Annotated in this window: 23 protein-coding genes and 1 pseudogene; 8 read left to right on the plus strand and 16 right to left on the minus strand. The window is 65.0% G+C overall.

Features of this window, described 5'->3' with window-relative positions; translation table 11 throughout:
* Position 1 precedes the first annotated feature (1 nt).
* The 7 genes from cysT to cysG form a co-directional block, all read right to left on the minus strand.
* On the minus strand, positions 2–808 hold the full coding sequence (cysT, locus tag H8A95_RS22505; protein WP_274617453.1) for a sulfate ABC transporter permease subunit CysT: 807 nt from the start codon (positions 806–808) through the stop codon (positions 2–4).
* Positions 809–853: 45 nt separating this feature from the next.
* Positions 854–1,855 (minus strand): sulfate ABC transporter substrate-binding protein, encoded by a 1,002-nt coding sequence (locus H8A95_RS22510; protein WP_420839438.1) that lies wholly within the window; start codon positions 1,853–1,855, stop codon positions 854–856.
* A gap of 184 nt (positions 1,856–2,039) precedes the next feature.
* The gene (locus tag H8A95_RS22515) at positions 2,040–2,762 is read right to left on the minus strand and encodes a phosphoadenylyl-sulfate reductase (RefSeq protein ID WP_233287178.1); all 723 of its coding nucleotides are present in this window, start codon (positions 2,760–2,762) and stop codon (positions 2,040–2,042) included.
* A 2-nt stretch (positions 2,763–2,764) separates the two neighbouring features.
* Entirely contained in the window at positions 2,765–3,280 is a 516-nt protein-coding gene (locus tag H8A95_RS22520) for a DUF934 domain-containing protein (RefSeq protein ID WP_229185083.1), read from the minus strand.
* A complete protein-coding gene (locus H8A95_RS22525; protein ID WP_229185084.1) occupies positions 3,267–4,922 on the minus strand; it encodes a nitrite/sulfite reductase in 1,656 nt (551 codons plus the stop codon). Before H8A95_RS22525 ends, H8A95_RS22520 begins: the two co-directional genes overlap by 14 nt.
* 27 nt (positions 4,923–4,949) lie before the next feature.
* Positions 4,950–5,267, minus strand: coding sequence for a DUF2849 domain-containing protein (locus H8A95_RS22530; RefSeq protein WP_229185085.1), 318 nt, complete (start codon positions 5,265–5,267; stop codon positions 4,950–4,952).
* Positions 5,264–6,715 (minus strand): siroheme synthase CysG, encoded by a 1,452-nt coding sequence (cysG, locus tag H8A95_RS22535; RefSeq protein WP_229185086.1) that lies wholly within the window; start codon positions 6,713–6,715, stop codon positions 5,264–5,266. Before cysG ends, H8A95_RS22530 begins: the two co-directional genes overlap by 4 nt.
* Positions 6,716–6,959: 244 nt before the next feature.
* Between cysG and cysD the strand changes: the two are divergent.
* Both cysD and cysC read left to right on the plus strand, forming a co-directional pair.
* Positions 6,960–7,753 (plus strand): annotated as a pseudogene (gene cysD / locus H8A95_RS22540) (sulfate adenylyltransferase subunit CysD).
* Between the two features lie 48 nt (positions 7,754–7,801).
* Positions 7,802–9,721 carry an adenylyl-sulfate kinase gene (cysC, locus tag H8A95_RS22545; RefSeq protein ID WP_229185087.1) on the plus strand — a complete coding sequence of 640 codons (1,920 nt, stop codon included), beginning with the start codon at positions 7,802–7,804 and terminating at the stop codon, positions 9,719–9,721.
* Positions 9,722–9,956: 235 nt separating this feature from the next.
* Here the strand turns inward: cysC and H8A95_RS22550 are convergent, their stop codons facing one another.
* Positions 9,957–10,898 (minus strand): AraC family transcriptional regulator, encoded by a 942-nt coding sequence (locus H8A95_RS22550; protein WP_338027916.1) that lies wholly within the window; start codon positions 10,896–10,898, stop codon positions 9,957–9,959.
* 141 nt (positions 10,899–11,039) lie between these two features.
* Between H8A95_RS22550 and H8A95_RS22555 the strand changes: the two genes are divergently transcribed.
* Together H8A95_RS22555 and H8A95_RS22560 are read left to right on the plus strand one after the other, a co-directional pair.
* Entirely contained in the window at positions 11,040–12,275 is a 1,236-nt protein-coding gene (locus H8A95_RS22555) for an MFS transporter (RefSeq protein ID WP_229185088.1), read from the plus strand.
* A 147-nt stretch (positions 12,276–12,422) separates the two neighbouring features.
* A complete protein-coding gene (locus H8A95_RS22560; RefSeq protein ID WP_229185089.1) occupies positions 12,423–14,585 on the plus strand; it encodes a malate synthase G in 2,163 nt (720 codons plus the stop codon).
* Between the two features lie 166 nt (positions 14,586–14,751).
* Here H8A95_RS22560 and H8A95_RS22565 read toward each other — a convergent pair whose 3' ends face one another.
* The 3 genes from H8A95_RS22565 to H8A95_RS22575 all read right to left on the minus strand — a co-directional run bounded on the left by H8A95_RS22565 (position 14,752) and on the right by H8A95_RS22575 (position 16,521).
* Positions 14,752–14,907: a Thivi_2564 family membrane protein gene (locus H8A95_RS22565; protein WP_021076357.1), complete on the minus strand. Its 156-nt coding sequence runs from the start codon at positions 14,905–14,907 to the stop codon at positions 14,752–14,754.
* A 112-nt stretch (positions 14,908–15,019) separates the two neighbouring features.
* The gene (locus H8A95_RS22570) at positions 15,020–15,652 is read right to left on the minus strand and encodes a DUF2865 domain-containing protein (RefSeq protein WP_229185090.1); all 633 of its coding nucleotides are present in this window, start codon (positions 15,650–15,652) and stop codon (positions 15,020–15,022) included.
* Positions 15,653–15,678: 26 nt separating this feature from the next.
* Positions 15,679–16,521 (minus strand): L,D-transpeptidase, encoded by an 843-nt coding sequence (locus H8A95_RS22575; protein ID WP_229185091.1) that lies wholly within the window; start codon positions 16,519–16,521, stop codon positions 15,679–15,681.
* A gap of 232 nt (positions 16,522–16,753) precedes the next feature.
* On the opposite strand from H8A95_RS22575, the gene H8A95_RS22580 reads away from it, so the two are divergent.
* The 4 genes from H8A95_RS22580 (at position 16,754) to H8A95_RS22595 (ending at position 18,907) form a co-directional block, all read left to right on the plus strand.
* On the plus strand, positions 16,754–17,860 hold the full coding sequence (locus tag H8A95_RS22580) for an AI-2E family transporter (protein WP_229185092.1): 1,107 nt from the start codon (positions 16,754–16,756) through the stop codon (positions 17,858–17,860).
* Positions 17,861–17,941: 81 nt separating this feature from the next.
* Positions 17,942–18,313 carry an ElaB/YgaM/YqjD family protein gene (locus tag H8A95_RS22585; RefSeq protein ID WP_229185093.1) on the plus strand — a complete coding sequence of 124 codons (372 nt, stop codon included), beginning with the start codon at positions 17,942–17,944 and terminating at the stop codon, positions 18,311–18,313.
* A gap of 26 nt (positions 18,314–18,339) precedes the next feature.
* Complete coding sequence (locus tag H8A95_RS22590) at positions 18,340–18,483, plus strand: hypothetical protein (protein ID WP_163158581.1); 144 nt, start codon at positions 18,340–18,342, stop codon at positions 18,481–18,483.
* Entirely contained in the window at positions 18,461–18,907 is a 447-nt protein-coding gene (locus tag H8A95_RS22595; RefSeq protein ID WP_229185094.1) for a hypothetical protein, read from the plus strand. Before H8A95_RS22590 ends, H8A95_RS22595 begins: the two co-directional genes overlap by 23 nt.
* 134 nt (positions 18,908–19,041) lie before the next feature.
* Here H8A95_RS22595 and H8A95_RS22600 read toward each other — a convergent pair whose 3' ends face one another.
* The 5 genes from H8A95_RS22600 to H8A95_RS22620 all read right to left on the minus strand — a co-directional run bounded on the left by H8A95_RS22600 (position 19,042) and on the right by H8A95_RS22620 (position 21,974).
* Entirely contained in the window at positions 19,042–19,434 is a 393-nt protein-coding gene (locus H8A95_RS22600) for a hypothetical protein (RefSeq protein WP_229185095.1), read from the minus strand.
* 338 nt (positions 19,435–19,772) lie between these two features.
* Positions 19,773–19,946 carry a hypothetical protein gene (locus tag H8A95_RS22605; protein ID WP_229185096.1) on the minus strand — a complete coding sequence of 58 codons (174 nt, stop codon included), beginning with the start codon at positions 19,944–19,946 and terminating at the stop codon, positions 19,773–19,775.
* A 137-nt stretch (positions 19,947–20,083) separates the two neighbouring features.
* Positions 20,084–20,263, minus strand: a complete 180-nt coding sequence (locus tag H8A95_RS22610; RefSeq protein WP_229185097.1) for a hypothetical protein — start codon at positions 20,261–20,263, stop codon at positions 20,084–20,086.
* Positions 20,264–20,330: 67 nt separating this feature from the next.
* Positions 20,331–21,257 (minus strand): DMT family transporter, encoded by a 927-nt coding sequence (locus tag H8A95_RS22615; RefSeq protein ID WP_229185098.1) that lies wholly within the window; start codon positions 21,255–21,257, stop codon positions 20,331–20,333.
* 36 nt (positions 21,258–21,293) lie between these two features.
* Positions 21,294–21,974, minus strand: coding sequence for a transglutaminase-like domain-containing protein (locus H8A95_RS22620; RefSeq protein ID WP_229185099.1), 681 nt, complete (start codon positions 21,972–21,974; stop codon positions 21,294–21,296).
* Between the last annotated feature and the right edge of the window lie 139 nt (positions 21,975–22,113).

The raw sequence follows: 22,113 nt of genomic DNA on the forward strand, positions 1-22,113 counted from the left end.
CTCAATGCACGGGAATGCGGGCTTGCGCCCAGCGCTGCAGCCGGTTGATCAGGAAGATGATCAGGAACGAGGCCACCAGCATCACCACCGCGATCGCGGTGGCATCGGCGTAGCGGAATTCGGACAACCGGATCACGATCAACAGCGGCGCGATCTCGGAGACGTTGGGCAGATTTCCGGCGATGAAGATCACCGAACCGTATTCACCGATGGCGCGGGCGAAGGCGAGCGCAAAGCCGGTGAGCAGCGCCGGGATCAGGCTCGGCAGGATGACGCGAAACACCGTGTGCCAGCGGTTGGCGCCAAGGCTCGCCGCGGCCTCCTCGATCTCGGGATCGAGGTCGATCAGCACCGGCTGCACCGTGCGCACCACGAAGGGGATGCCGATGAAGATCATCGCGATGAAGATGCCGATCGGCGTGAACGCGACCTTGATGCCGAGTTCGGCGAGCGGCGCGCCGAGCCAGCCCTTTTGCGCGAACAGCTGCGTCAGCGCGACGCCGGCGACCGCGGTCGGCAAGGCAAAGGGAACATCGACGATGGCGTCGAACAGCCGCCGGCCCGGAAAGCGATAGCGCACCAACGCCCAGACGATGATGGTGCCCATCACCAGATTGACGCAGGCGGCCGCAAACGACAGCCCGAACGAGATCTTCAGCGCATTCAGCGTACGGCGACTGGTGACGATGCCCCAGAACTGATCGAGGCTGAGCTCGAACGTCTTGAGGAACAGCGCAGCCAGCGGAATCAGGATGATGATTGAGAGCCATGTCAGGGTCAGTCCCATGGTGAGACCGAACCCCGGCAGGGTACTGCGCCGTGCGACCGCTGTGCTCACAATCCCCCCTGTTGATCAGTTCTTGTAGATCTGATCGAAGATGCCGCCCTCGGCGAAGTGCTCCTTCTGCGCCTTGGTCCAACCACCGAAAACGTCGTCGATGGTGAAAAGTTCGACCTTGGCGAAGGATTTTTCGAACTCCCTGGCGATCTCGGGATCGCGCGGCCGGTAGGAGTTGCGCGCGGCGATCTCCTGGCCTTCCTTGCTGTACCAGTACTTCAGGTAGGCTTCGGCGACCGCGCGGGTGCCCTTCTTGTCGGCAACCTTGTCGACCACGGCAACCGGCGGCTCGGCGAGGATCGACTGCGGCGGCGCCACGATCTCGAACTTGTCCGCGCCGAATTCGCGCACCGCCAGGAAAGCTTCGTTCTCCCATGCCAGCAGCACATCGCCGACGCCGCGCTCGACGAAGGTCACGGTCGAGCCACGCGCGCCGGTGTCGAGCACCGGTACGTTCTGGTAGAGGTCGGCGACGAACTTCTTCGCCTTGTCGGCCGAACCAAATTTTTTCTGCGCGTAGCCCCAGGCGGCCAGATAGTTCCAGCGCGCGCCGCCCGAGGTCTTCGGGTTCGGCGTGATCACGGCGACGCCGGGTTTAATCAAATCGTCCCAATCCTTGATGCCATTTGGATTGCCCTTGCGCACCAGGAACACGATGGTCGAAGTGTAAGGCGAAGCGTTGAGCGGCAGCCGCTTCTGCCAATCCGCGGCAATGAGGCCCTTGCCGGCGATCGCGTCGATGTCATAGGCGAGCGCCAGCGTGACGATGTCGGCCTGCAATCCGTCGATCACCGAACGCGCCTGCGAGCCCGAGCCGCCGTGCGACTGCTTGATCTCGACGCTCTTGCCGGTATCCTTCTGATAGGCCGCAGCGAACGCCTTATTGAAATCGACATAGAGCTCGCGCGTCGGATCGTAGGACACGTTGAGCAGCGAATAGTCGGCCGCGAAGGCCGAACTCGCCCACAACAATCCCGCGACCAGCGGCAGCAAACGACGGATCATTTCAGTCTCCATTCAACCTGAGAATGTCAGGGAACACGTCAGACATAACTCACGGTGAAGTGGCTTTAAGTCAACGAAACCGGTTTTCTTTGTTTGCGGCCGTGCAGCGCGCCTGTGCTACGAAGGCGCCGCATTGCGAAGGCTTTGTCACGTCGCCAAATCGCGATTGAGCGTCATCGCGATCTAGCGCAGTACCCTACGACATCTTGGTTGTGTGGATGCCGCATTCCGTCTTGGTCCGGCCACGCCAGCGGCCGTCGCGTGCGTCCTCGCCGGAAGCAGCCCGGCTCGAGCAAGGCATACACCCGACCGACTGATATCCCGATGCGACAAGTGGATGCGGCGGCAGCTTGCCGAGGGCGTAGATCGCCTCGATCTCCTCGCGAGAGACATGGGCGAACGGATTGAATTTCAGCCTGATCCCGTCGTGCTCGACGACGGGGATGTCGGCACGGGCGTTGCCCTGGAAGCGCTTGCGGCCGTTGATCCAGCCGGCGAACGGTTTCAGCGCACGCGCCAGCGGCTCGACCTTGCGGATGCGGCAGCAGGCATCGGGATCGGTGAACCACAATTCGCGGTCCGGATCCCGCCGCGACAGCGCCTGCTCGTCCGGCTTGATCGAGCGCACATCGGTGAGACCGAGCGTCTTGATCAGCGTGTCGCGATAGGCCAGCGTCTCCTCGAACAGCCAGCCGGTGTCGAGGAAGACCACCGGGATCGCTGGATCGACATCCGCCATCACCTTGAGCAGAGCGGCGGACTCGGTGCCGAACGACGACACCAGCGCCAGCCTGTCGCGACCGACCGCCTTCAGCGCCGCCGCGATCACCTCGGCGGGCGATGCCGTGCGCAACGCGCGATCGAGCGCATCGGCCGCGGACAATGCGGCCGATGCCGCCGCGAGCTCTGGTGCAAGCATGCTCACTGGCCCGCGCTCTCCGAGTGGCGCAGCTGCATGCGGCGGTTGAGCGCGGTGACGCGACCGTCGCCGGTCGGCTGGTAGAACACCGAATAGCGCTTCACGGTCTGGGCGAATGCGTCGGCGTCGGCATCCTTCTTGACCTCGAAGGCGTCGAAGCCGGCGCGGGTCATGAACACGAACTGGTCGCGCAGGATCTGCCCGGTAGCGCGCAGCTCGCCGTCATAACCGTAGCGTTCGCGCAGCAGGCGGGCCTGGCTGTAGGCGCGGCCGTCGCGGAAGGTCGGAAACACCAGCGCGACCGAGGCCAGACGATCGAGATGCGGCACGAGATCATCGAGGTTGCGGTTGTTCGGCCAGATCACGCCCACCTTGCCGGCGCGGCGCAGCAGCGCCTCCGGATCGGCGAGAAAGCGCTCGGCCGTGACCAGCACCGCGCCGTCGCCCGGCAGTTCGGCGCCGTCGGCGACATGCACGAACAGATCGGTGGTCAGTCTTCCCTGCTTAACGAGTGGCATAGACCCGCTCCCTGATAGGCTCGACGCCCAGACGCTTCACCGTGTCGACGAACAATTCCTCGGGACGGTCGCGCAGCGCGAGATAGGCTTCGACAATGTCTTCGATCACGTCGGCGACTTCCGCATAAGGAACGGCCGGGCCGATCAAGGTGCCCAATTGCGCATTCTCGTCGGCGCGGCCGCCGATCGTGATCTGGTAGAATTCCTCACCGTTCTTCTCGACGCCGAGAATACCGATGTGGCCGACATGGTGATGGCCGCAGGCATTGATGCAGCCGGAGATGTTGATGTGGAGCCGGCCGATCAGGTCGGCGGTGTCGTGGTTGGCGAAGCGGCGCGTCAGCTCCTGCGCGATCGGGATCGAGCGCGCATTCGCCAGCGAGCAGTAATCCAGCCCCGGGCAGGCGATGATGTCGGTCACCAGATTGACGTTCGGCGTCGCGAGGCCGAGCCGGTCGAGCGCCTTGAACAAGGCCGGCAGGTCGCGCTTGGCGACGTGCGGCAGCGCCAGGTTCTGCTCGTGGCCGACGCGGATCTCGCCGAACGAATATTTGTCGGCGAGGTCGGCGACCGCGTCCATCTGCTCGGCGGTGGCGTCACCCGGAGGACCACCGACCGGCTTCAGCGACAGCGTCACGATCGAATAGCCCTGCACCTTGTGCGCCGACACCGAGTTCTTGCGCCAGCGCTCGAACAGCTTGTCATGCGCGGCCTGCTTCAGCTCGTCCGGCATGTGCGGCAGCTTTTCGTAAGCCGGGTAGGAGAAGCGCGAGCGGACCTCCTCGATGGCGGTGTGATCGAGCGTCAGCCCGACATCGCCCATCGCCTTCCACTCCTCGTCGACTTCCTTGGCGAACTTCTCGATACCGAGCTCGTGCACCAGGATCTTGATGCGCGCCTTGTAGATGTTGTCGCGGCGGCCGTACTGATTGTAGACGCGCAGGATCGCCTCGATGTAGCCCAGGATATCGCGGCCGGAGACGAACGGCTTGATGGTCTTGGCGATGAAGGGCGTGCGGCCGAGGCCGCCGCCGACCAACACCTCGAAGCCGGTCTCGCCATCAGCGTTCTTGTGCAGCCGCAGGCCGATGTCGTGGATCTTGATCGCGGCGCGATCGTGCTCGGCGGCGGTGATCGCGATCTTGAACTTGCGCGGCAGAAACGAGAATTCCGGATGCAGCGTGGTATGCTGGCGGATGATCTCCGACCAGATCCGTGGATCCTCGATCTCGCCGGGCGCGACGCCGGCCCACTGGTCCGAGGTGACGTTGCGCATGTTGTTGCCGGAGGTCTGCATCGCATGGATGCCGACCTCGGCGAGATCGGCCAGCGCGTCGGGCAGCTCGGCGAGCTTGATCCAGTTGAACTGGATGTTCTGCCGCGTGGTGAAATGGCCGTAGCCGCGATCGTAGCGACGCGCGACATGGGCGAGCCGGCGCAGCTGCTTCGACGACAGCGTGCCGTAGGGAATCGCGACGCGGAACATGTAGGCGTGCAGTTGCAAATACACGCCGTTCTGCAAGCGCAGGATCTTGAATTCGTCCTCGGTGAGCTCGCCGGAGAGGCGGCGCTTCACCTGGTCGCGGAATTCCGAAACACGCTCGTTGATCAGCGTGCGGTCGAGTTCGTCATAAGCATACATGTTCGATGAGCCTTACGCCGGCGCGCCTTACGCGGGGACCTGGAGATCGATGGTGACGCCCTTGGCGCGGATCTGTTCGCGGAGATTGCCGGGCTTGACGTTGCCGCCGTCCTTGAGCTCGACCGGCGCGATATAGGGGCCGACCGCGCCGACGTCGTCGGCGGTGGCCTCGGCCAGCAGCGCGCGGGCGTCGTCAGAGGTGCTGACGACGGCGGAGTCGGCGAGTTCGGTGGACCAGCCTTGCTTGGCGGTGCGGTAGACGACGGCGCCATCCCAGGTGCGGTTGGCGGTCACCACCGAGGGGCCCGTGATCCTGATTTTCTTCTGTTCAAGCGGAGAGGTCATTCGGCAGCTTTCAGCAGTTCGGAGAACATCTGGTTGGAGAAGAGTTGGGTGACGTTGGATTGGCTCCACGGCGCGGAATGCGCGACGACGTCGCCAATGATGAGGACGGCGGGACCGCCATCGACCTGTTTGACGAGCTCAGGCAGCCGCGCCAGCGTGCCGACCGCGGCCTTGGCGTCCTGCCGCGTCACGCGCGCGAACACGCCGACCGGCGTCTCCGGCGAGCGGCCCGCGGCCAGCATGCCTTCGCGGATCGCGGGCGCCGCGGTCATGCCCATGTAGACGACGACGGTCATCTTCTTGTCCGTCAGCACCGACCAGTCGACGACCTCGGCATCGCGCGCCTTGTGCGCGGTGAGGAAGGTGATGCGCAGCGCCTCGTGCCGGAAGGTCAGCGGCACTTCGAATTGCGCGGCCGCGCCGAGCCCGGCGGAGACGCCGGGAATAATGGAGTACGCGACGCCGGCCTCGCGCAGCGCTTCGATCTCCTCGCCGCCGCGGCCGAAGATGAAGGGATCGCCGCCCTTCAGCCGCACCGCGCGCTGGCCCGCCTGCCCGGCCTCGATCATCAGGCGGTTGATGGCGTCCTGGCCGATGCCGGGCTTGCCGACGCGGCGGCCGACCGGGATCCGCGCGGCATCGCGCCGGATGCGGTCGAGAATTTCAGGTGACACCAGTTCGTCATAGAACACGACGTCGGCATCCTGCAGCGCGCGCAGCGCCTTCACGGTGAGCAGATCCGGATCGCCGGGACCGGCGCCGACCAGCGTCACATGACCAATAGCTTTGCCTTCGATATCAGCGCCGGCGAAGGCGGCGGGATCGGTGATCGCCTTCAGCGCCCGCTCGGCCTCGTCATTGCGGCCGGCCAGCACCAGCGCGCCGATGGGGCCGTCGACGATACGCTCCCAGAAGCGGCGACGCAGCGGAAACTCTTCGATGCGCGCATGCATCGATTTGCGGAAGCGGCCGATGAAGCCGGCGAGATCGCCGATCCGCGCCGGTAGCACCGCCTCGATCTTCTCGCGAATGCGCCGCGCCACCACCGGCGACGTGCCGCCGGTGCCGACCGCGACCACGACATCGCCGCGATCGACGATCGCCGGCATGATGAAGGTGGAATGCACTAGGTCGTCCATCACATTGACGGGCAGGCCAATCGCCTTGGCGCGCACCGACATCGCTACTCCAATGTCGCCTGCGCCGGCGCAGAGCACGGCGATGACATCGGAGAGATCGGCTGCGAGCGGATCGCCTGCGGCGCGCTCGATGCGCGCGGCGTCCTCGGCTGCGATGCCGGCGAGTTCATGATCGCCGTCGGTCGCGTACCAGCGCACTGCGGCGCCGGCGGCTGCGAGCAGCCGCAACTTGGCGCGCACAAGCTCGCCCGCTCCGACGAGCAGCACCTTGCCGCTTTGCAGATCCAGAAACACTGGCAGATATCGCATCAGACACTCGCTTCCCCAATTTGGGGCTTGACTGAAATTATTTTCTATTTATCTCTCGATCAAGCCCAGCAAAGAGAAAATTATTTCTTCTCTATTGCAGCGCAACTTTAGAATTTTCAACTCCACAGGCCAAGGCCAAGAGATGCATCTTCTCGACAACGAATCCGTCGCTGCCGGAACGCGGTCCGCAGCCCTTGCACAAGCATCTTCCGTGCCGGGAATTCCGGCCGCTCAGCCGCCGTCGATGGACCATCTCGACGAGCTCGAGGCGCAGAGCATCTACATCCTGCGCGAGGCGTTCGCCCGGCTGAAGAAGCTCGCGCTGCTGTGGTCGCTCGGCAAGGATTCCAACGTGATGATCTGGCTGGCGCGCAAGGCGTTCTTTGGCCGCGTCCCGTTCCCGGCGCTGCATGTCGACACCGGCAAGAAGTTTCCGGAGATGTATGCGTTCCGCGACCGCTTCGGGAAGGAATGGGATCTCGACCTGCGCGTCGAGCCCTGCCCGCCGATCGACGCCGTCGACCCCACTCTGCCGCCGGCGCGCGTTCCGCCGCGCGCAAGACCGAGGGGCTCAAATGGGCGCTCAACAAATACGGCTTTGATGGATTGATCGCCGGCATCCGCCGCGACGAAGAGGCAACCCGCGCCAAGGAGCGCGTGTTCTCGCCGCGCGGCACCGAAGGCGGCTGGGACGTCCGCGACCAGCCGCCGGAATTCTGGGACCAGTTCAACGCCTCGCCGCCGCAGGGCGCGCATTTGCGCATTCATCCGATCCTGCATTGGACCGAGGCCGACATCTGGGCCTACACCAAGCGCGAGAACATTCCGATCATCCCGCTCTATCTCGCCAGGGACGGCAAGCGCTACCGCTCGCTGGGGGATCAGGACATCACCAACCCCGTCGCCTCGACTGCATCCAACATCGACGAGATCCTCGCCGAGCTCGACGCCACCAAGATCCCGGAGCGCGCCGGCCGTGCGCTCGACCACGAGACCGAGGATGCGTTCGAGCGGCTGCGTGTCGCCGGCTATCTCTGATCATCCCTCACAGCAACTGTTGGCTTCCCACTTCGTGCGAGCGTTCCGATGAACATGATCCTTCCCACTGCCTCGATCTCGGCAACGCCCAACGGCACGACGCGGCCGCAGGTGCGCATCGTCATCGTCGGCCATGTCGATCACGGCAAGTCGACGCTGGTCGGGCGCCTGTTGCATGAGACCGGCAGCCTGCCGGACGGCAAGCTGGAGATGCTGAAGGCGGTCAGCGCGCGGCGGGGCATGCCGTTCGAATGGTCGTTCCTGCTCGACGCGCTCCAGACCGAGCGCGACCAGGGCATCACCATCGACACCACCCAGATCCGTTTCCGCACCCGCTCGCGCGACGTCGTGCTGATCGACGCGCCCGGCCACGCAGAGTTTTTGCGCAACATGATCACCGGCGCCTCGCAGGCCGACGGCGCAGTGCTGATCATCGACGCGCTCGAAGGCGTGCGCGACCAGACCCGCCGTCACGGCTATCTGCTGCATCTGCTCGGCGTGAAGCAGGTCGCGATCGTCGTCAACAAGATGGACCGCGTCGATTTCAGCGCGGATCGCTTCAAGGAAATCAGCGACGAGATTTCGGCGCATCTGATCGGCCTCGGCGTGACGCCGACGGCGGTGATCCCGATTTCGGCGCGCGACGGCGACGGTGTTGCCGAGCGCACGCCGCGGATCGACTGGTACAAGGGACCGACCGTGGTCGAGGCGCTCGACGCGCTCGAGCCGGCCCGCCCGCTGGTCGAGCTGCCGCTGCGGCTGCCGGTGCAGGCGATCTACAAGTTCGACGACCGCCGCATCGTGGCGGGCCGCATCGAGTCCGGCAGCCTGAAGGCCGGCGACGAGATCGTCATCATGCCGACCGGCAAGATCGCGAAGATCAAGACGGTCGAGAGCTGGCCGGTGACGCCGCTGCACGGCCCGCACGGTGCCGGCCGCTCGGTCGGCATCACGCTCGACCGCGAGCTGTTCCTCGAGCGCGGCGACATCATCGGACACACCGGGCAGAGCCCGCGCGACACCCGCCGCATCCGCGCCCGGATCTTCTGGCTGCACGACAAGCCGCTGACCAAGGGCGAGCAGATCCTGATCCGGCTCGGCACCAAGGAAAGCCGCGCCACCGTGGTCGCGATCGAAAAGGCGGTCGATCCCGGCGCGCTGTCCAACGAAGAGAACACCGCGATCGCGCGCAACCATGTCGGCGAGATCGACATCTCGCTGGCGCAGCCGGTTGCGACCGATCCCTACACCGACAATCCGCGCACCGGCCGCCTTGTGATCGAGGTCAACGGCCGCATCGCCGGCGGCGGTCTCGTGCTGTCGGTCGACGCCGGCCGGCCTGCGGTGCCGGTGGATATCGTGCCGGTGGAATCAGCACTGCGGCCGGACGAGCGTTCGGCGCGCTACCACCACAATGGCGCGGTGATCTGGCTGACCGGCCTGCCAGGCTCCGGCAAGTCGACCTTGGCGCGGGCGCTGGAGCGGCGCCTGTTCGGCAACGGCGGCTCGCCGATCCTGCTCGATGGCGACACCTTCCGCGCCGGGCTGAACAGCGATCTCGGCTTCTCGCCGCAGGATCGCGCTGAAAACATCCGCCGCCTCGCCGAGGTCGCGACCCATCTGGCGCGTAACGGCCATATCGCCATCGTCGCGGCGGTGTCGCCGTCGGCCATCGACCGTGCGGCAGCACGCCGCATCGCCGACAGCGCGTTCCGCGAAGTCTATGTCGCGACGCCTGCCGAGGTCTGCGAGACCCGCGATCCCAAGGGCCACTATGCCAAGGCTCGCGCGGGCGCGCTGCAGGGCTTTACCGGCATCGGCAACGATTATCAGCCGCCGACCGGCAACGAGTTGACCGTCGACACCTCGAACCGCTCGGTCACTGAAGCCACCGACGAGATCGAGCGGATGCTGGCCACGACCGGCATCCTGTTCGACGAACTGACCGACCTCGCGGCGAATATCTAGAGAGTGAACTGGGTCGAACAGCAAGCGCGTCACGCTCCCTCGCCCCGTTCTTACGGGGAGAGGGTTGGGGTGAGGGGCCCTCGCCGCATATTCGGCAATAGCTGGGTTCGCGGAGGCTCCCCCTCACCCGGAACACATCTGACGATGTGTTCCGACCTCTCCCCGCAGGCGGGGCGAGGTGAAGCGAGGTCTGCTGCGCGAGGCGATCTAATCTCATCTCGCCCTAGAGAGACGCCTATTCCGCCGCGCGTTGGCTTCCAGACCCGTGCCGCACCATCCCCGGCGATCGCCCGGTGACGCGCTTGAACGCGCGGCTGAAGGCCGCCTGTGACGCATAGCCCAGCCGTTGCGCGATGATATCGATCGGCTGGCGTTCATGCTCGATCCACTGTGTCGCGAGGCGCATGCGGAGTTCGGCAAGATAGCGCAGGGGCGATTGCCCGGTCATCGACTGGAAGCGTTCGGCGAACAGCGAGCGCGAGCAGCCTGCCTCCGCCGCCAATTCGGCCACCGTCCAGTTGCGGCCGGGCGCGCGGTGCAGCGCGCCGATGGCGCGGCCGAGACGCGGATCACGCAGCGCTTCGAACCAACCGACGGCGTTGTCGCTACCGCATTCGACCCAGCCACGCACGATCGACGCGGCGAGCACATCGGCGAGCCGCGCGGTGACGCCGACGGAGCCGGCTCGCGGCGTGCAGGTCTCCCGCTCCATCGCCTTCAGCATCGGTTCGATTTCCGGCTGGCGCACGAGCAACGTGTCTGCTCGCATCACCTCCGGCATCAGGGCAATGAGCGGACGCATGCCGCCAAGATCGAAATTCATGCAGGCGCTGAAGACCAGAACCGACTCGTCCTGCGGGCATCCCGCAGGACAGGCCGACGTCACATCGACATTGCCGCAGAGCGTCTCGGTCTCGAAACGGTCGACGTCACAACTCGGCTCGTCCGGAGCGGAGACGAGATCATGGGCGCCGCCGCGCGGCAGAAAAATCGCGTCACCGCATCCAAGCGAAAGCAGCGTCGCATCGGCGTAGCGCAGCAGCGCCGTGCCATGGGCGACGAAGTGGAATTGCGCGCGTCCGTATGGCGTTTCAAAGCGCAAACCGAACGGCGCCTTGGTCTGGAGCCGACGGTAGTGAACGCCCTCAAGCCTCATGCCGAGCAACAATTCGCTCACCAGATCGACGGCGGCGTCCGTCGGACCAGCGGCAGGCGATTTGGACGATCGATCAAACATTGGAGTGTTTATGGCATAGATTGTCCAAAACCTCCAGCCTATGTGTGCGGCAACGCAGCATAGAAATGGAAGTTTTGGTCGATGGATCAAGAAGTAGACCCTGCTCTGGCACACACCGATGTGGTTTCGCTGGTGCCGCGCGACGTCGCGCTAAAGTCGCTCCCCTCGGAAGAGCCCGCCTGGGGCGCGGTCGTCGCAATGATGCTGGGCGTCACCGCGCTTCTGACGGCGGAGTTCCTGCCATCCGGTTTGCTGACGCCGATGGCAAGGGATCTCGGCGTGAGTCCGGGCCTGGCCGGTCAGGCGGTGACGGCGACCTCGCTGGCCGGCCTGATCGGCGCATTGTTCACACCGAGACTGACACGCAGCTTCAACCGAAAGCCGGTGCTGCTGAGCTTTTCGATCCTGCTGGTGATCTCCAATCTGCTGGTGGCGCTGGCGCCGAACATCACGTTCCTGCTGGCAGCGCGCATCGTGCTTGGCCTCGCCATCGGCGGCTTCTGGGCGATGGCGGCAGCGACGACGATCAGGCTGGTGCCGCCGTCCCTCGTCCCGCGAGCCTTATCGATCGTGATGAGCGGCATTCCCGCCGCGATGATCATTGCCGTTCCGCTCGGCAGCTATCTGAGCGAAGTGGCGAGCTGGCGGTCCGTGTTCCTGCTGGCGACGGCGCTGGGCGCAGCGGTGTTCGTGATCCAGGCACTGGCTTTGCCGCGTTTGGCCTCAAAGGGCGAAGCCGGGCTCGGCACCCTGATCGACATCCTGACACGGCCGGGTATCGGCGCCGGCATCCTGGCGGCGACGTTGGTCTTCACCGGACACTTCGGCTATTTCGGCTACATCCGTCCATTCCTTGAAAGCGTGACCGGGCTTGGCGCCGCCGGCGTGGCGGCGACGTTGCTTGCTTTCGGTGTTGCCAACTACATCGGCTCCTTCGCGAGCGGAGTGATGGCTGAGCGCAGACTCAAGCTCACGCTGATCGCGATGCCCTTGGCGATCAGCGTGCTCGGTCTGTTGCTCTCGCTCCTTGGACAAGACGTCATCCCCGCCCTGGTGCTGGTCGCGCTCTGGGGATTCGCCTTCAGCGGTGTGCCGGTTGCGACGACGACCTGGATCACCCGCATGGTGCCCGATGAAACCGAGAGCGGGACCGGATTGACCGTGGCCTCGATCTTCCTCGGCATCACCATGGGCGCGGCCGGCGGCGGGCTTGTGCTCGATTTGATGGGCGCTACGGCGGTGTTTGTGGCCGGCGCTGTCCCCCTGGTGCTCGCCGCCTTGCTGATCGCCGCCAAGGTGCGGACCAGGGTGCCCTGACCTCCCCGCGTGAAGGTACAGGCAGGGGCCTTCTCAGAGCCGTGGCTTTAGGGCTAAAAGGGCCGTGAACGCGGCCCTTTGGCGCGTTTTTTGCTGATTTCTTTCGAAAACAGCGCCTAAACGCTCCATTTTTTGAGAAAGCCCATCATGACTCGTGTCGATGCCCATGGATTGAAGATCGCCCCTGTCCTGTTCGATTTCATCGCCAAGGAGGCGACGCCGAAAACCGGGATCGCGCCCGACGCGTTCTGGGCAGGACTTGCCGCCATCATCCAGAAGCTCGGCCCGAAGAACCGTGAGCTGCTCGCGGTCCGCGACGCGCTGCAGGCCAAGATCGACGACTGGCATCGCGCCAACAAGGGCAAGGCGTTTGACATCAACGCCTACACCGCGTTCCTCAAGGACATCGGCTATCTGCTGCCGGAGCCCGCGACCCACAAGGTCGAGACCGCTAATGTCGACGAGGAAATCGGCAAGATCTGCGGCCCGCAGCTCGTGGTGCCGCTCACCAACGCCCGCTACGCGCTGAACGCCGCCAACGCGCGCTGGGGCTCGCTGTACGACGCCTTCTACGGCACCGACGCGATCCCGCATGATCCGAGCGAAGGCGGCAAAGGCTACAACAAGGCCCGCGGCGACAAGGTGATCGCGAAGGCGAAGGCGTTCCTCGACGCCGCCGTGCCGCTCGCGACCGGAAGCCACACCGACGTGACGTCTTACGCCGTGATCGCGGGCCAGCTGTCGGTCAAGCTGAAGAGCGGCAATTCGACCGCGCTGAAGAACGGCGCCCAGTTCGCCGGCTATCTGGGCGATGCCGCCCAGCCCACCGCGATCCTGCTCGTCAACAACGGCATGCATGTCGAGGTCAAGATCGACCGCAGCAACGTCATCGGCAAGGACGATCCGGCCGGGGTCGCCGACATGATCCTGGAATCGGCGGTCTCCACCATTCTCGACATGGAAGACTCGGTCGCCGCCGTCGATGCCGAAGATAAGGTGCTGGTCTATCGCAACACGCTCGGCCTGATGAACGGCACGCTGTCGGCCGATTTCGACAAGGGCGGCAAGACGCTGACCCGTTCGCTCAATGCCGACCGCGTCTACAAGAAGCCCGACGGCAGCGAGCTGAAGCTGCACGGCCGCAGCCTGCTCCTGATGCGCAATGTCGGCCACCACATGTTCACCGACGCCGTGCTCGACGCCAAGGGCGAGGAAATCCCGGAAGGCCTTCTGGACGCCGCCGTCGCCGGCCTGCTCGCGATCCACGACATCAAGGGCAATTCCAAGGTCAAGAACAGCCGCACCGGCTCGGCCTATATCGTCAAGCCGAAGATGCACGGTCCCGACGAGGTGACGCTGACCTGCGACCTGTTCGCCGAGGTCGAGAAGATGCTCTCTCTGCCGGAGAACACGCTGAAGGTCGGCATCATGGACGAGGAGCGCCGCACCACGGTCAACCTCAAGGCCTGCATCCAGCGCGCCTCCAAGCGCATCATGTTCATCAACACCGGCTTCCTCGACCGCACCGGCGACGAGATCCACACCTCGATGGAAGCGGGTCCGATGATCCGCAAGAACGACATGAAGGCCCAGCCGTGGATCAAGGCCTATGAGGACTGGAACGTCGACAACGGCCTGATCGACGGCCTGCCCGGCCATGCCCAGATCGGCAAGGGCATGTGGGCCGCGCCCGACAAGATGGCGGACATGCTGGCGCAGAAGATCGGCCATCCGCAGGCCGGCGCCACCACCGCCTGGGTGCCGTCGCCGACCGCAGCGACGCTGCACGCGCTGCACTATCACCAGGTCAACGTAACAGCCCGCCAGCAGGAGCTCACCAAGGGTGGCCCGCGCGCAAAGCTCTCCGACATCCTCACCATTCCGGTGTCGCAGTCGAACTGGGCGCCCGACGACGTCAAGCAGGAGATCGACAACAACTGCCAGGGCATCCTCGGCTACGTCGTGCGCTGGATCGACCAGGGCGTCGGCTGCTCCAAGGTGCCCGACATCCACGATGTCGGCCTGATGGAAGACCGCGCCACCTTGCGCATCTCGAGCCAGCATCTGGCGAACTGGCTGCATCAGGGCGTCATCACCAGGGATCAGGTGATGGAATCGCTGAAGCGCATGGCTGTCGTCGTCGACAAGCAGAACGCCGGCGACAGCCTCTACAAGCCGATGGCGCCGTCGTTCGACGGCGTCGCCTTCAAGGCGGCCTGCGACCTCGTGTTCGAGGGACGTACGCAGCCGAACGGCTACACCGAATACATCCTCACCGCGCGCCGCCGCGAGGCCAAGGCCGCGGGCTGATCCGCGATCGCAATGACCAAGCAAAAGCCCCGGCGACGAGCCGGGGCTTTTTTATTGGAAATGCACTGCTGCATCCACGTCATTGCGAGGAGCGAAGCGACGAAGCAATCCATTGCCCCACTCACGCGGTGAGATGGATTGCTTCGCTTCGCTCGCAATGACGCCGCTAGAACACCGCCAGATATTTCAGCAGCGAGACGATGCCGATGATGATGACGACGACGCGTGCGATCTGCTTGGCGCGGCCGTCGAGCGGCAGCATGTTGATGAGATAAAGAACGAGAATAATGACAAGGAAAGTGACGAGTACGCCGACGAGCATGCGGAGCCCCCTGATAACATCGGTGAATGTGCTGTTCGCATGTTGCTAACGTGCGAGCGGGAGGCCGGTTCCAGAATACGGAACCGAAATGGCCTGCCTTGCGTGAGCGACGCTACTCGCGCGCCAGCACCGGCGCGCGCTGATACTTCGCGCGGATGCGATCCGGCGCCGGTGTGAAATTGAGAGATGCACCACGCCGATCCGGACGACTGACCGACATCAGCCCATCCTTGCCGGCGACAATGTCGCCCTTGCGCAAGGTCGGGTCGTCCTCGATCTTCACCGCGGCGAGCCCGACGGGATCCCTGCCGTTGCAGGTGCAGCCGGAGACGAGTTCGTCGCGATAGCGGAACGCGTTCGGCAGCTCGGAATACGGCCTGCCGTCGTCGGTCGCGGCGTTGTCGATATTGCCGCCATAGACCACTTCGGTCGCACTCGCCGGGCAGAAGCTGTTGCAGCTCTCCGCCTTGCTCTGATTGCCGGTCGCAGCCAGCGGGAAATAGCGGCCGTCGCAGGTGCGCACGCAATAGGCCTGGCCGCCGTCATAGCGCGCGCGACGCTCGGCCCGCGGCATGACCTGTGCCGGGCCGTCGTCGAACGGCATGCGGATCACCGGCGCGCGGCCCTGCATGAAGCCGCCGAACAGTTGCTGGAAGAAATCCTGGGCTTGCGCCGCGGGCGCAAGGGACAGGCCGACCAATGCCGCCGTCCCGAACGCCCACCGCCTCACGTGCCGCTTTGCCATTACCGACCCTCAGTACGACGCATTCCTCAGTACAACGTGGAAGTCGCAGGGATGTTCATCGCCTGACGGCCGGAAGGCAGCGTCATGACCGCGGGACGCGGCTGCACCGGAGCAGGCCGGACCGAGATCTGCGTCGTCGCCGGGCCGAGCTCACGCGCGGCGAGGTGCGGCGCGTTCTTCGGCAGCACCACGACCCTGGTGCCGACATCGACCCGGCTGAACAGGTCGGAAACGTCTTCATCGGTCAGGCGGATGCAGCCCGACGACACGAACTTGCCGATCGTTGTGGGATCGTTGGTGCCGTGGATGCGGTATTCGCTGGAGCCGAGATACATCGCGCGCGCGCCGAGCGGATTGCCCGGGCCGCCGGCCATGAATCGCGGCAGATAGGGCTGGCGCTTGATCATCTCGGCCGGCGGATGCCAATCCGGCCACTCCGCCTTGCGGCTGATCGTCTGCGTCCCCGCCCAGGTGAAGCCCTCGCGGCCGACGCCGACGCCGTAGCGGATCGCCCGGCCGCCGCCGAGCACGTAATACAGCGCGGTGTTGCCGGTATCGATGATGATGGTGCCGGGTGCCTCTGACGTGTTGAGCGCGACGGTCGTCCGGCGCAGCCGCTCCGGCAGCGCGCCGTCCTCGGTGGCCTCAGTCGAGGGATCGGTCATCACCTGGTCGGACGGGAAAGCGCCCGGCTGGGTCGACGCATAGCCGAGCGCAGAAGATCTGGCTTGGGCGTGAGCCGAATTGGTGACGATGAATGGCGTCACCAACAGGACGCCGGCGAAGGCAACGGTGCGGGCAAGAGTCCGGGCATGGGTGCGCGCGGCGCGCGACGCAAGCCGGCGGCTGGAGAGAGAGTGATTTGTCATGTGCTGCCCCTGGACGGGATGCGCATCGTGGTGATGCGACGCCAGACCAACGCGCGTGACCGCCGGAGAGTTCCGGTGCGAATCGTCGCGAAGCCGCGATTGTCAACCCGTCACGTGTCACGAACCCGCGATGGAACCATTGCGGGGCCAGCCCGTTGTCACGCGCTATTTGACGCGCGGGACGGTTTCGCTGCGCGAAATTCATTTGTTGTCCTCGTGCGGGAGGAGTCTGGTGCGCGCTTTTCCGAGTGAAATTCTGCTTGGCAATGCGCCCGAAGGCACGCCCGTCCCCGACAGCAAGGCCGAAACGCCGCCGGTCATCAGCCGTGCCGAGGTCATCGCCTTTGCGCTGGTTGCGCTGCTGGTCATTGTCATCGTCGCCGTGCTCTATCTGGCCCGCGCCTTCTTTCTCCCGATCGCCATGGCTTTCATTGTCGGCACCATGCTGTCGCCGGCGGCGAGCCTGCTCGAGCGCTACCGGATTCCGCGCGCGCTCGGCGCCGTGCTGATCGTGATCGCGGTCGGCGCCGCGGTTACCTTCATGGTCGGGCTGATCGCTTCGCCGGCCATGGAATGGAGCTCGCGGCTGCCAGAGCTCGGTGCGATCCTGAGGGATAAGCTGCACGTGTTCGACCGGCCGCTCGCCCTGTGGCAGGAGCTGCAGAGCATGGTCGGCGGCTCCGGCACGCTGGCCACTTTCCAGCTGCCGAAATTCGAATGGGTGCAGCCGACGCTGGAATTCCTGTCACCGACCTTCGCCGAATTCCTGCTGTTCATCGTGACCCTGATCCTGTTCATCGCGAGCTGGAAGGATCTGCGCCGCGCGCTGGTGATGACCTTCAGCGAGCGCGAGGCGCGGCTACGCACGCTGCGCATTCTCAACGAGCTCGAAACCCATCTCGGCAATTATCTGCTGACGGTGACGATGATCAATGTCGGCGTCGGCATCGTCACCGGCGCGATCTGCGCGGCGACGGGCATGCCCAATCCGGCGGGGCTCGGCGCGCTCGCGGCGACGCTTAACTTCATTCCGATCATCGGCCCGGTCGCGATGTTCGTCGTGCTGGTCGCGATCGGCATCATCTCTTCGCCGACCATCGGCGCAGGGCTGATTGCGCCGGCCTGCTTTGCGGTCGTGACCTTCATGGAAGGACATTTCGTGACGCCGACGATCGTCGGCCGCCGGCTGTCGCTGAACGCGCTCGCCGTCTTTCTCGCGCTTGCATTCTGGACCTGGCTGTGGGGCCCGATGGGCGCTTTCCTGTCGTCGCCGCTCTTGATCGTCGGATTGATCGTGAAGGAGCATTTGATGCCGGACAATTCGCCGCAACTACCCTAGGGCTAACCTCGGTTTCGCATCTGGAACCTTGCTTGGTGCGAAGCGTTTTCTCTGAACACACACGTCCTCCGGGAGCCTTCGATGTCGAGCACGGACAGCGCATTTGGGATCAAGAACATGACGGACAAAGCGACCTACGAACGCCTCGAAAAGGATGTCATCGCCGTGAAGAACGATATCGCAGCCCTGACCGAACAGATCACCGACGCGCTCAACTCGTTTGCGAGCAACGCAGGCAAGCAGGCGCGCCGCCACTACAAGGATGCGCGTGCCAACGCGGAATCGACCTTCGACGACGTGTCGGAGCGTGGCAGCGCGATGATGGGCGCGGCGCAGGAGGCGGCGTCCTCGATCGAGGAATCGCTGGAAGAGGTGATCACGCAGCGGCCGCTGGCGACCGTCGGCCTTGCGCTCGGTCTCGGCTTCCTGATCGGCCTCACCTGGCGCCGCTAGGCAACCAATCCATCTCTGAGATCATGGTGGCGATCATGCGCAAACCACCGTTCTGGACCAGATGGCAGCGCTGGCGCGCCGCCGCCTCGTTTGTCGATGCGCTGTTCAAGGCAAGAATCAAAACAAGATTCAAAGCAAGGCTGGTCAATGCTTCAGCGGCTGATCGATGACGTCAAGGAGTCCACCGGCAGCGCGCTGCGGCTGACATCGCTTGCGGCCGCTGCCGCGATCGCGCTGTTCATCACCATCGCCTTCCTGTGCGCGGCCGCCTTCGTCTATGTGCTGCAGCACTACGGACCAGTAGAAGCGTGCCTGTCGGGCGCCGGCGTTTTCCTCATCGTCACGCTGATCGCGATCGCCGTTTACACCGCGCGCAAGCGCGAGATGCGCCGCCGCGCCGAGAAGGCGGCCAAGGCCGCGAAGTCTGCCGCGGCATCGATGTTCGCCGACCCCGCCTTGATCGCCACCGGCCTGCAGATCGTCCGCGCCGTCGGCGTGAAGCGGCTGATCCCGATCCTCGTGGTCGGCGGCCTCGCATTCGGCCTGATGGCAAGCCGCGGTGCAGCCAGCAGCGGCGAGGCGGAAGAAGAGTAACGTCCTCCACCGTCATTCCGGGGCTCGCGAAGCGAGAGCCGGGAATCCATTGGGCCACGGATCTCGCGGCTAAATGGATTCCGGGCTCGCGCCAAGAGGCGCGCCCCGGAATGACGGTGAGATAACTGACGTTCTCAGGTCACGCAGCGGCCGGGCTGCAGCAGCTTGGCCACTTCAGTCAGGACACTGACCACGGGCTCGCAGGCCACCTTGCGGGTCTCACCGGGCCGGACCCGAGCCGGCGCTGTGGGGTGGTTGCGCGCCTCTTCCCGCGCCACGGGGACGCGGACCAGAACCGACGTCTCGGGAAGCCGATCGAGTTTCAGCGCCACGGTCCGGCTCGGCAGGCCGCTCGATGGAACCGCGGCACGATCGGTCTTGGCGGCGCGATTGACGGCGCTCTCCGGCGCCAATGCGATGGTGACCTGCTGGCCGCCAATCAGATCGTGACCGGATGCCAACTGGACGGCGCCAAGCGTCAGTCCGACCGCCAACGCAGCGAAAATTCCCTTTTGAATCTTTGACATGGTGATGTCCCTCGCCCCATGGAAATTCGCTTAACAATCCCTTGGCGATCACGGACACAACGCGAACGAAACCTGTGGGGTTCTCGCGTCCGACCATCACTTAACCGTGTACGAAAAATTTTGATTCGCGCGGAACGAGTCAGGGGGTCAGCGAGTCATTGGAAGAGCCGGTTATTCCCCCTGCCCCATTGACCGGCGACGTAGGGCGCGACCGTGGTGATGCCGGTCGCGCCCTGCTCTTTTTCGGCTGCCCTGCAGACGATGCGTCACGCACCCGTCGCATTGGACGTCAGGCATCGGTGGAGCGGTCCCCTCGCCAAGCGGGAGGACCTCTTGTTTCAGGCATCGTCGCTCGATCGCATGTCCTGAGATCGAACAACCGTCACGTCACGGCATGACGGGCAACGACCGACATGAAACTTGATTCCAGTCGTCTGGTCGTCGACGAGCATCAGTTCGCTCAGGGGCTCGCCGCATTTGCAAGTGACGGTTTTCTTATCGGCAAAATACATCTGACGTCCTCCATAAGCCTGGAGATTTCATCGCGTCATTGGCGCAAGCTCGATTGCGCCGCGCTCGCCCCTTCGGTTTCCGATCCTTCTCGCTCTGTCAGATCCGGGCAATCCGGACGATGGGTGGCTCTCGGCACTTACTTTGAAGCGGATTGCTTCCGTGATTCCGCGGCTTCGCGCGCCTGCCGCTCGGCCTTGAGGCGACGGAAGTTGTCGTAGAACGCCTTCTCGTGGGCGAGGTGCTCCTTCATCGCCTGCGACGCATCCTGCTGACGCTGCTCGGTACGGACCTTGCGCTGCTGGGGAGTAAGATTCATACGACCTCCAACTAAGCTCTTGAATCAACGCTGGATTCAACGCACGAAGCTGGAAAAGGTTGCACCCCTATTTGCGCAGGCTGGCCCAGACACCGCCGAGGATCAGCAGGCCGCCGATCATGTGGATCAGCTTCGGCGGCTCGCCGAGGATGATCCAGGACAGCAGCGCGCTCGCGATCGGCGCGACATAGAGCACCAGAGACGTCCGCACCGAACCGAACCGTCCGCCGAGCCAGGCGAAGCCGGCATAGGCCATCAGGCCGGGCACGAGGCCGGCGAAGACATAGGCCTCGAACGCCCTGGCGTTGAAAACCGCAGCCGGCGTGGCCCACATCTCCTGGAGCGCTGGCGGCAGCGAGCACAGCGCGCCGGCCGCCGAGAACAGGCTGACGCGGGCCAGCAGCGAAGCGCGCGGCGCGACGCGCGATTGCACCAGCGTGTAGCCGGACCAGCCGAGCATCGCGCACACCACCAGCAGATCGCCCCAGGCCGCGCTCGACTGCGTCAGCGTTTCCAGATGGCCGCCGGAGACGATCAGCAGCGCACCGGCGAGCGCCAGCGCGGTCCCGAGCCACTGCAGCGGACCGATATGCTCGATGCCGAGCGCCGCCGAGATCAGCAGCACCATGATCGGCGACAGCGCGAAGATCAGCGCGATATGGATCGCGGTGGTGGTGATACCGGCGATGTAGACCGGGCCGCCGCACAGAAACATGCCGAGGAAGCCCGCGGCGAGGATCGGCCAGAAATTCTGCGCCAGCGGGATTTTGCCGTCGCGGATCGCCGCGATCGCAAACGGTGTCAGGCCGATGGCGATGATGCTCCAGCGGAAGAAGGCCAGTGAGAACGGCGGCACCGAGCCGGCAAGGCCGCGCGCCAGCACCTGGTTGGAGGCCTGCCCGACCGCGACCAGGATGAAGCCGGTCAGCGCGACCGCGTCCTCCCAGCCCGTGGCCGGACGCCCGACCGGCGCCTTCGGCTGCTCCGCATCCATGACACCGCCCCCTCAGCCGGTGCGCAGCGGCGTGCGCTACTGCTCCGCCGCCTCCCGCTCCATGTCGCGGCCGGACATGTCCTCGCCCTGCATGTTGGCGTATTCGCGCGCCATCTCGCGCATCAGGAATTTGGCGGGCACGTCGTGATAGGTGCCGTGGTCGTTGACATACTGCATGTAGGCACGCCCTTCGCCGTCGAAGGGATGCAGCAGCGCATCCGAATGGCCGTCGAAATCGAGCGGCTTGACGCCGAGCTTGGCGCACAGCGTGTCGTTGAAGGTGGGCGTCGCCTTGCGCCAGGCGCCGTCGACGAACACTTCGGTGAATCCGTGCCAGGTGAACAGATCCGAGCCCATGCTCTGGCGCAGCTTCTCGGTGGTGAGGTGGTTGCGGACGTCGGCGAAGCCGACGCGGGCCGGAATGCCGTGCACCCGGCAGGCCGCGGCATAGAGCGCCGCCTTGCCGACGCAGTAGCCGTTGCCGGCGGCGAGCACGCTGGAGGCCCGGTAGCTCTCAGGCGAGCGCATGCTGACATAGGGGTTGTAGCGGATGCCGTCGCGCACCGCGGTGTAGAGCCGGCTCGCTTTGTCGCGCGCGCTGGCGGCGGCCGGGACCGCGGCGCGGGCGAATGCCTCGACGGCGGGATGATCGCTGTCGACATAGTCGCCGGGGTCGGTGTAGAGGCGGCTGATCGTCTCGGGGAGTTGCTCGGTCATGGCGCGAGCTTAGCAAGCAACGGGATCAGATCAATGCAGCTCGTACAGCCCTTGCTGCAGCCCTGCCCCGCCAGGTTTGGGTTTTGACGCGTTTTCTTGACGCGAATCGGTGCCCACTTCGCTTGAAAACGCTCTAGCA

Source organism: Bradyrhizobium oropedii, assembly GCF_020889685.1.
Lineage (GTDB): Bacteria > Pseudomonadota > Alphaproteobacteria > Rhizobiales > Xanthobacteraceae > Bradyrhizobium > Bradyrhizobium oropedii.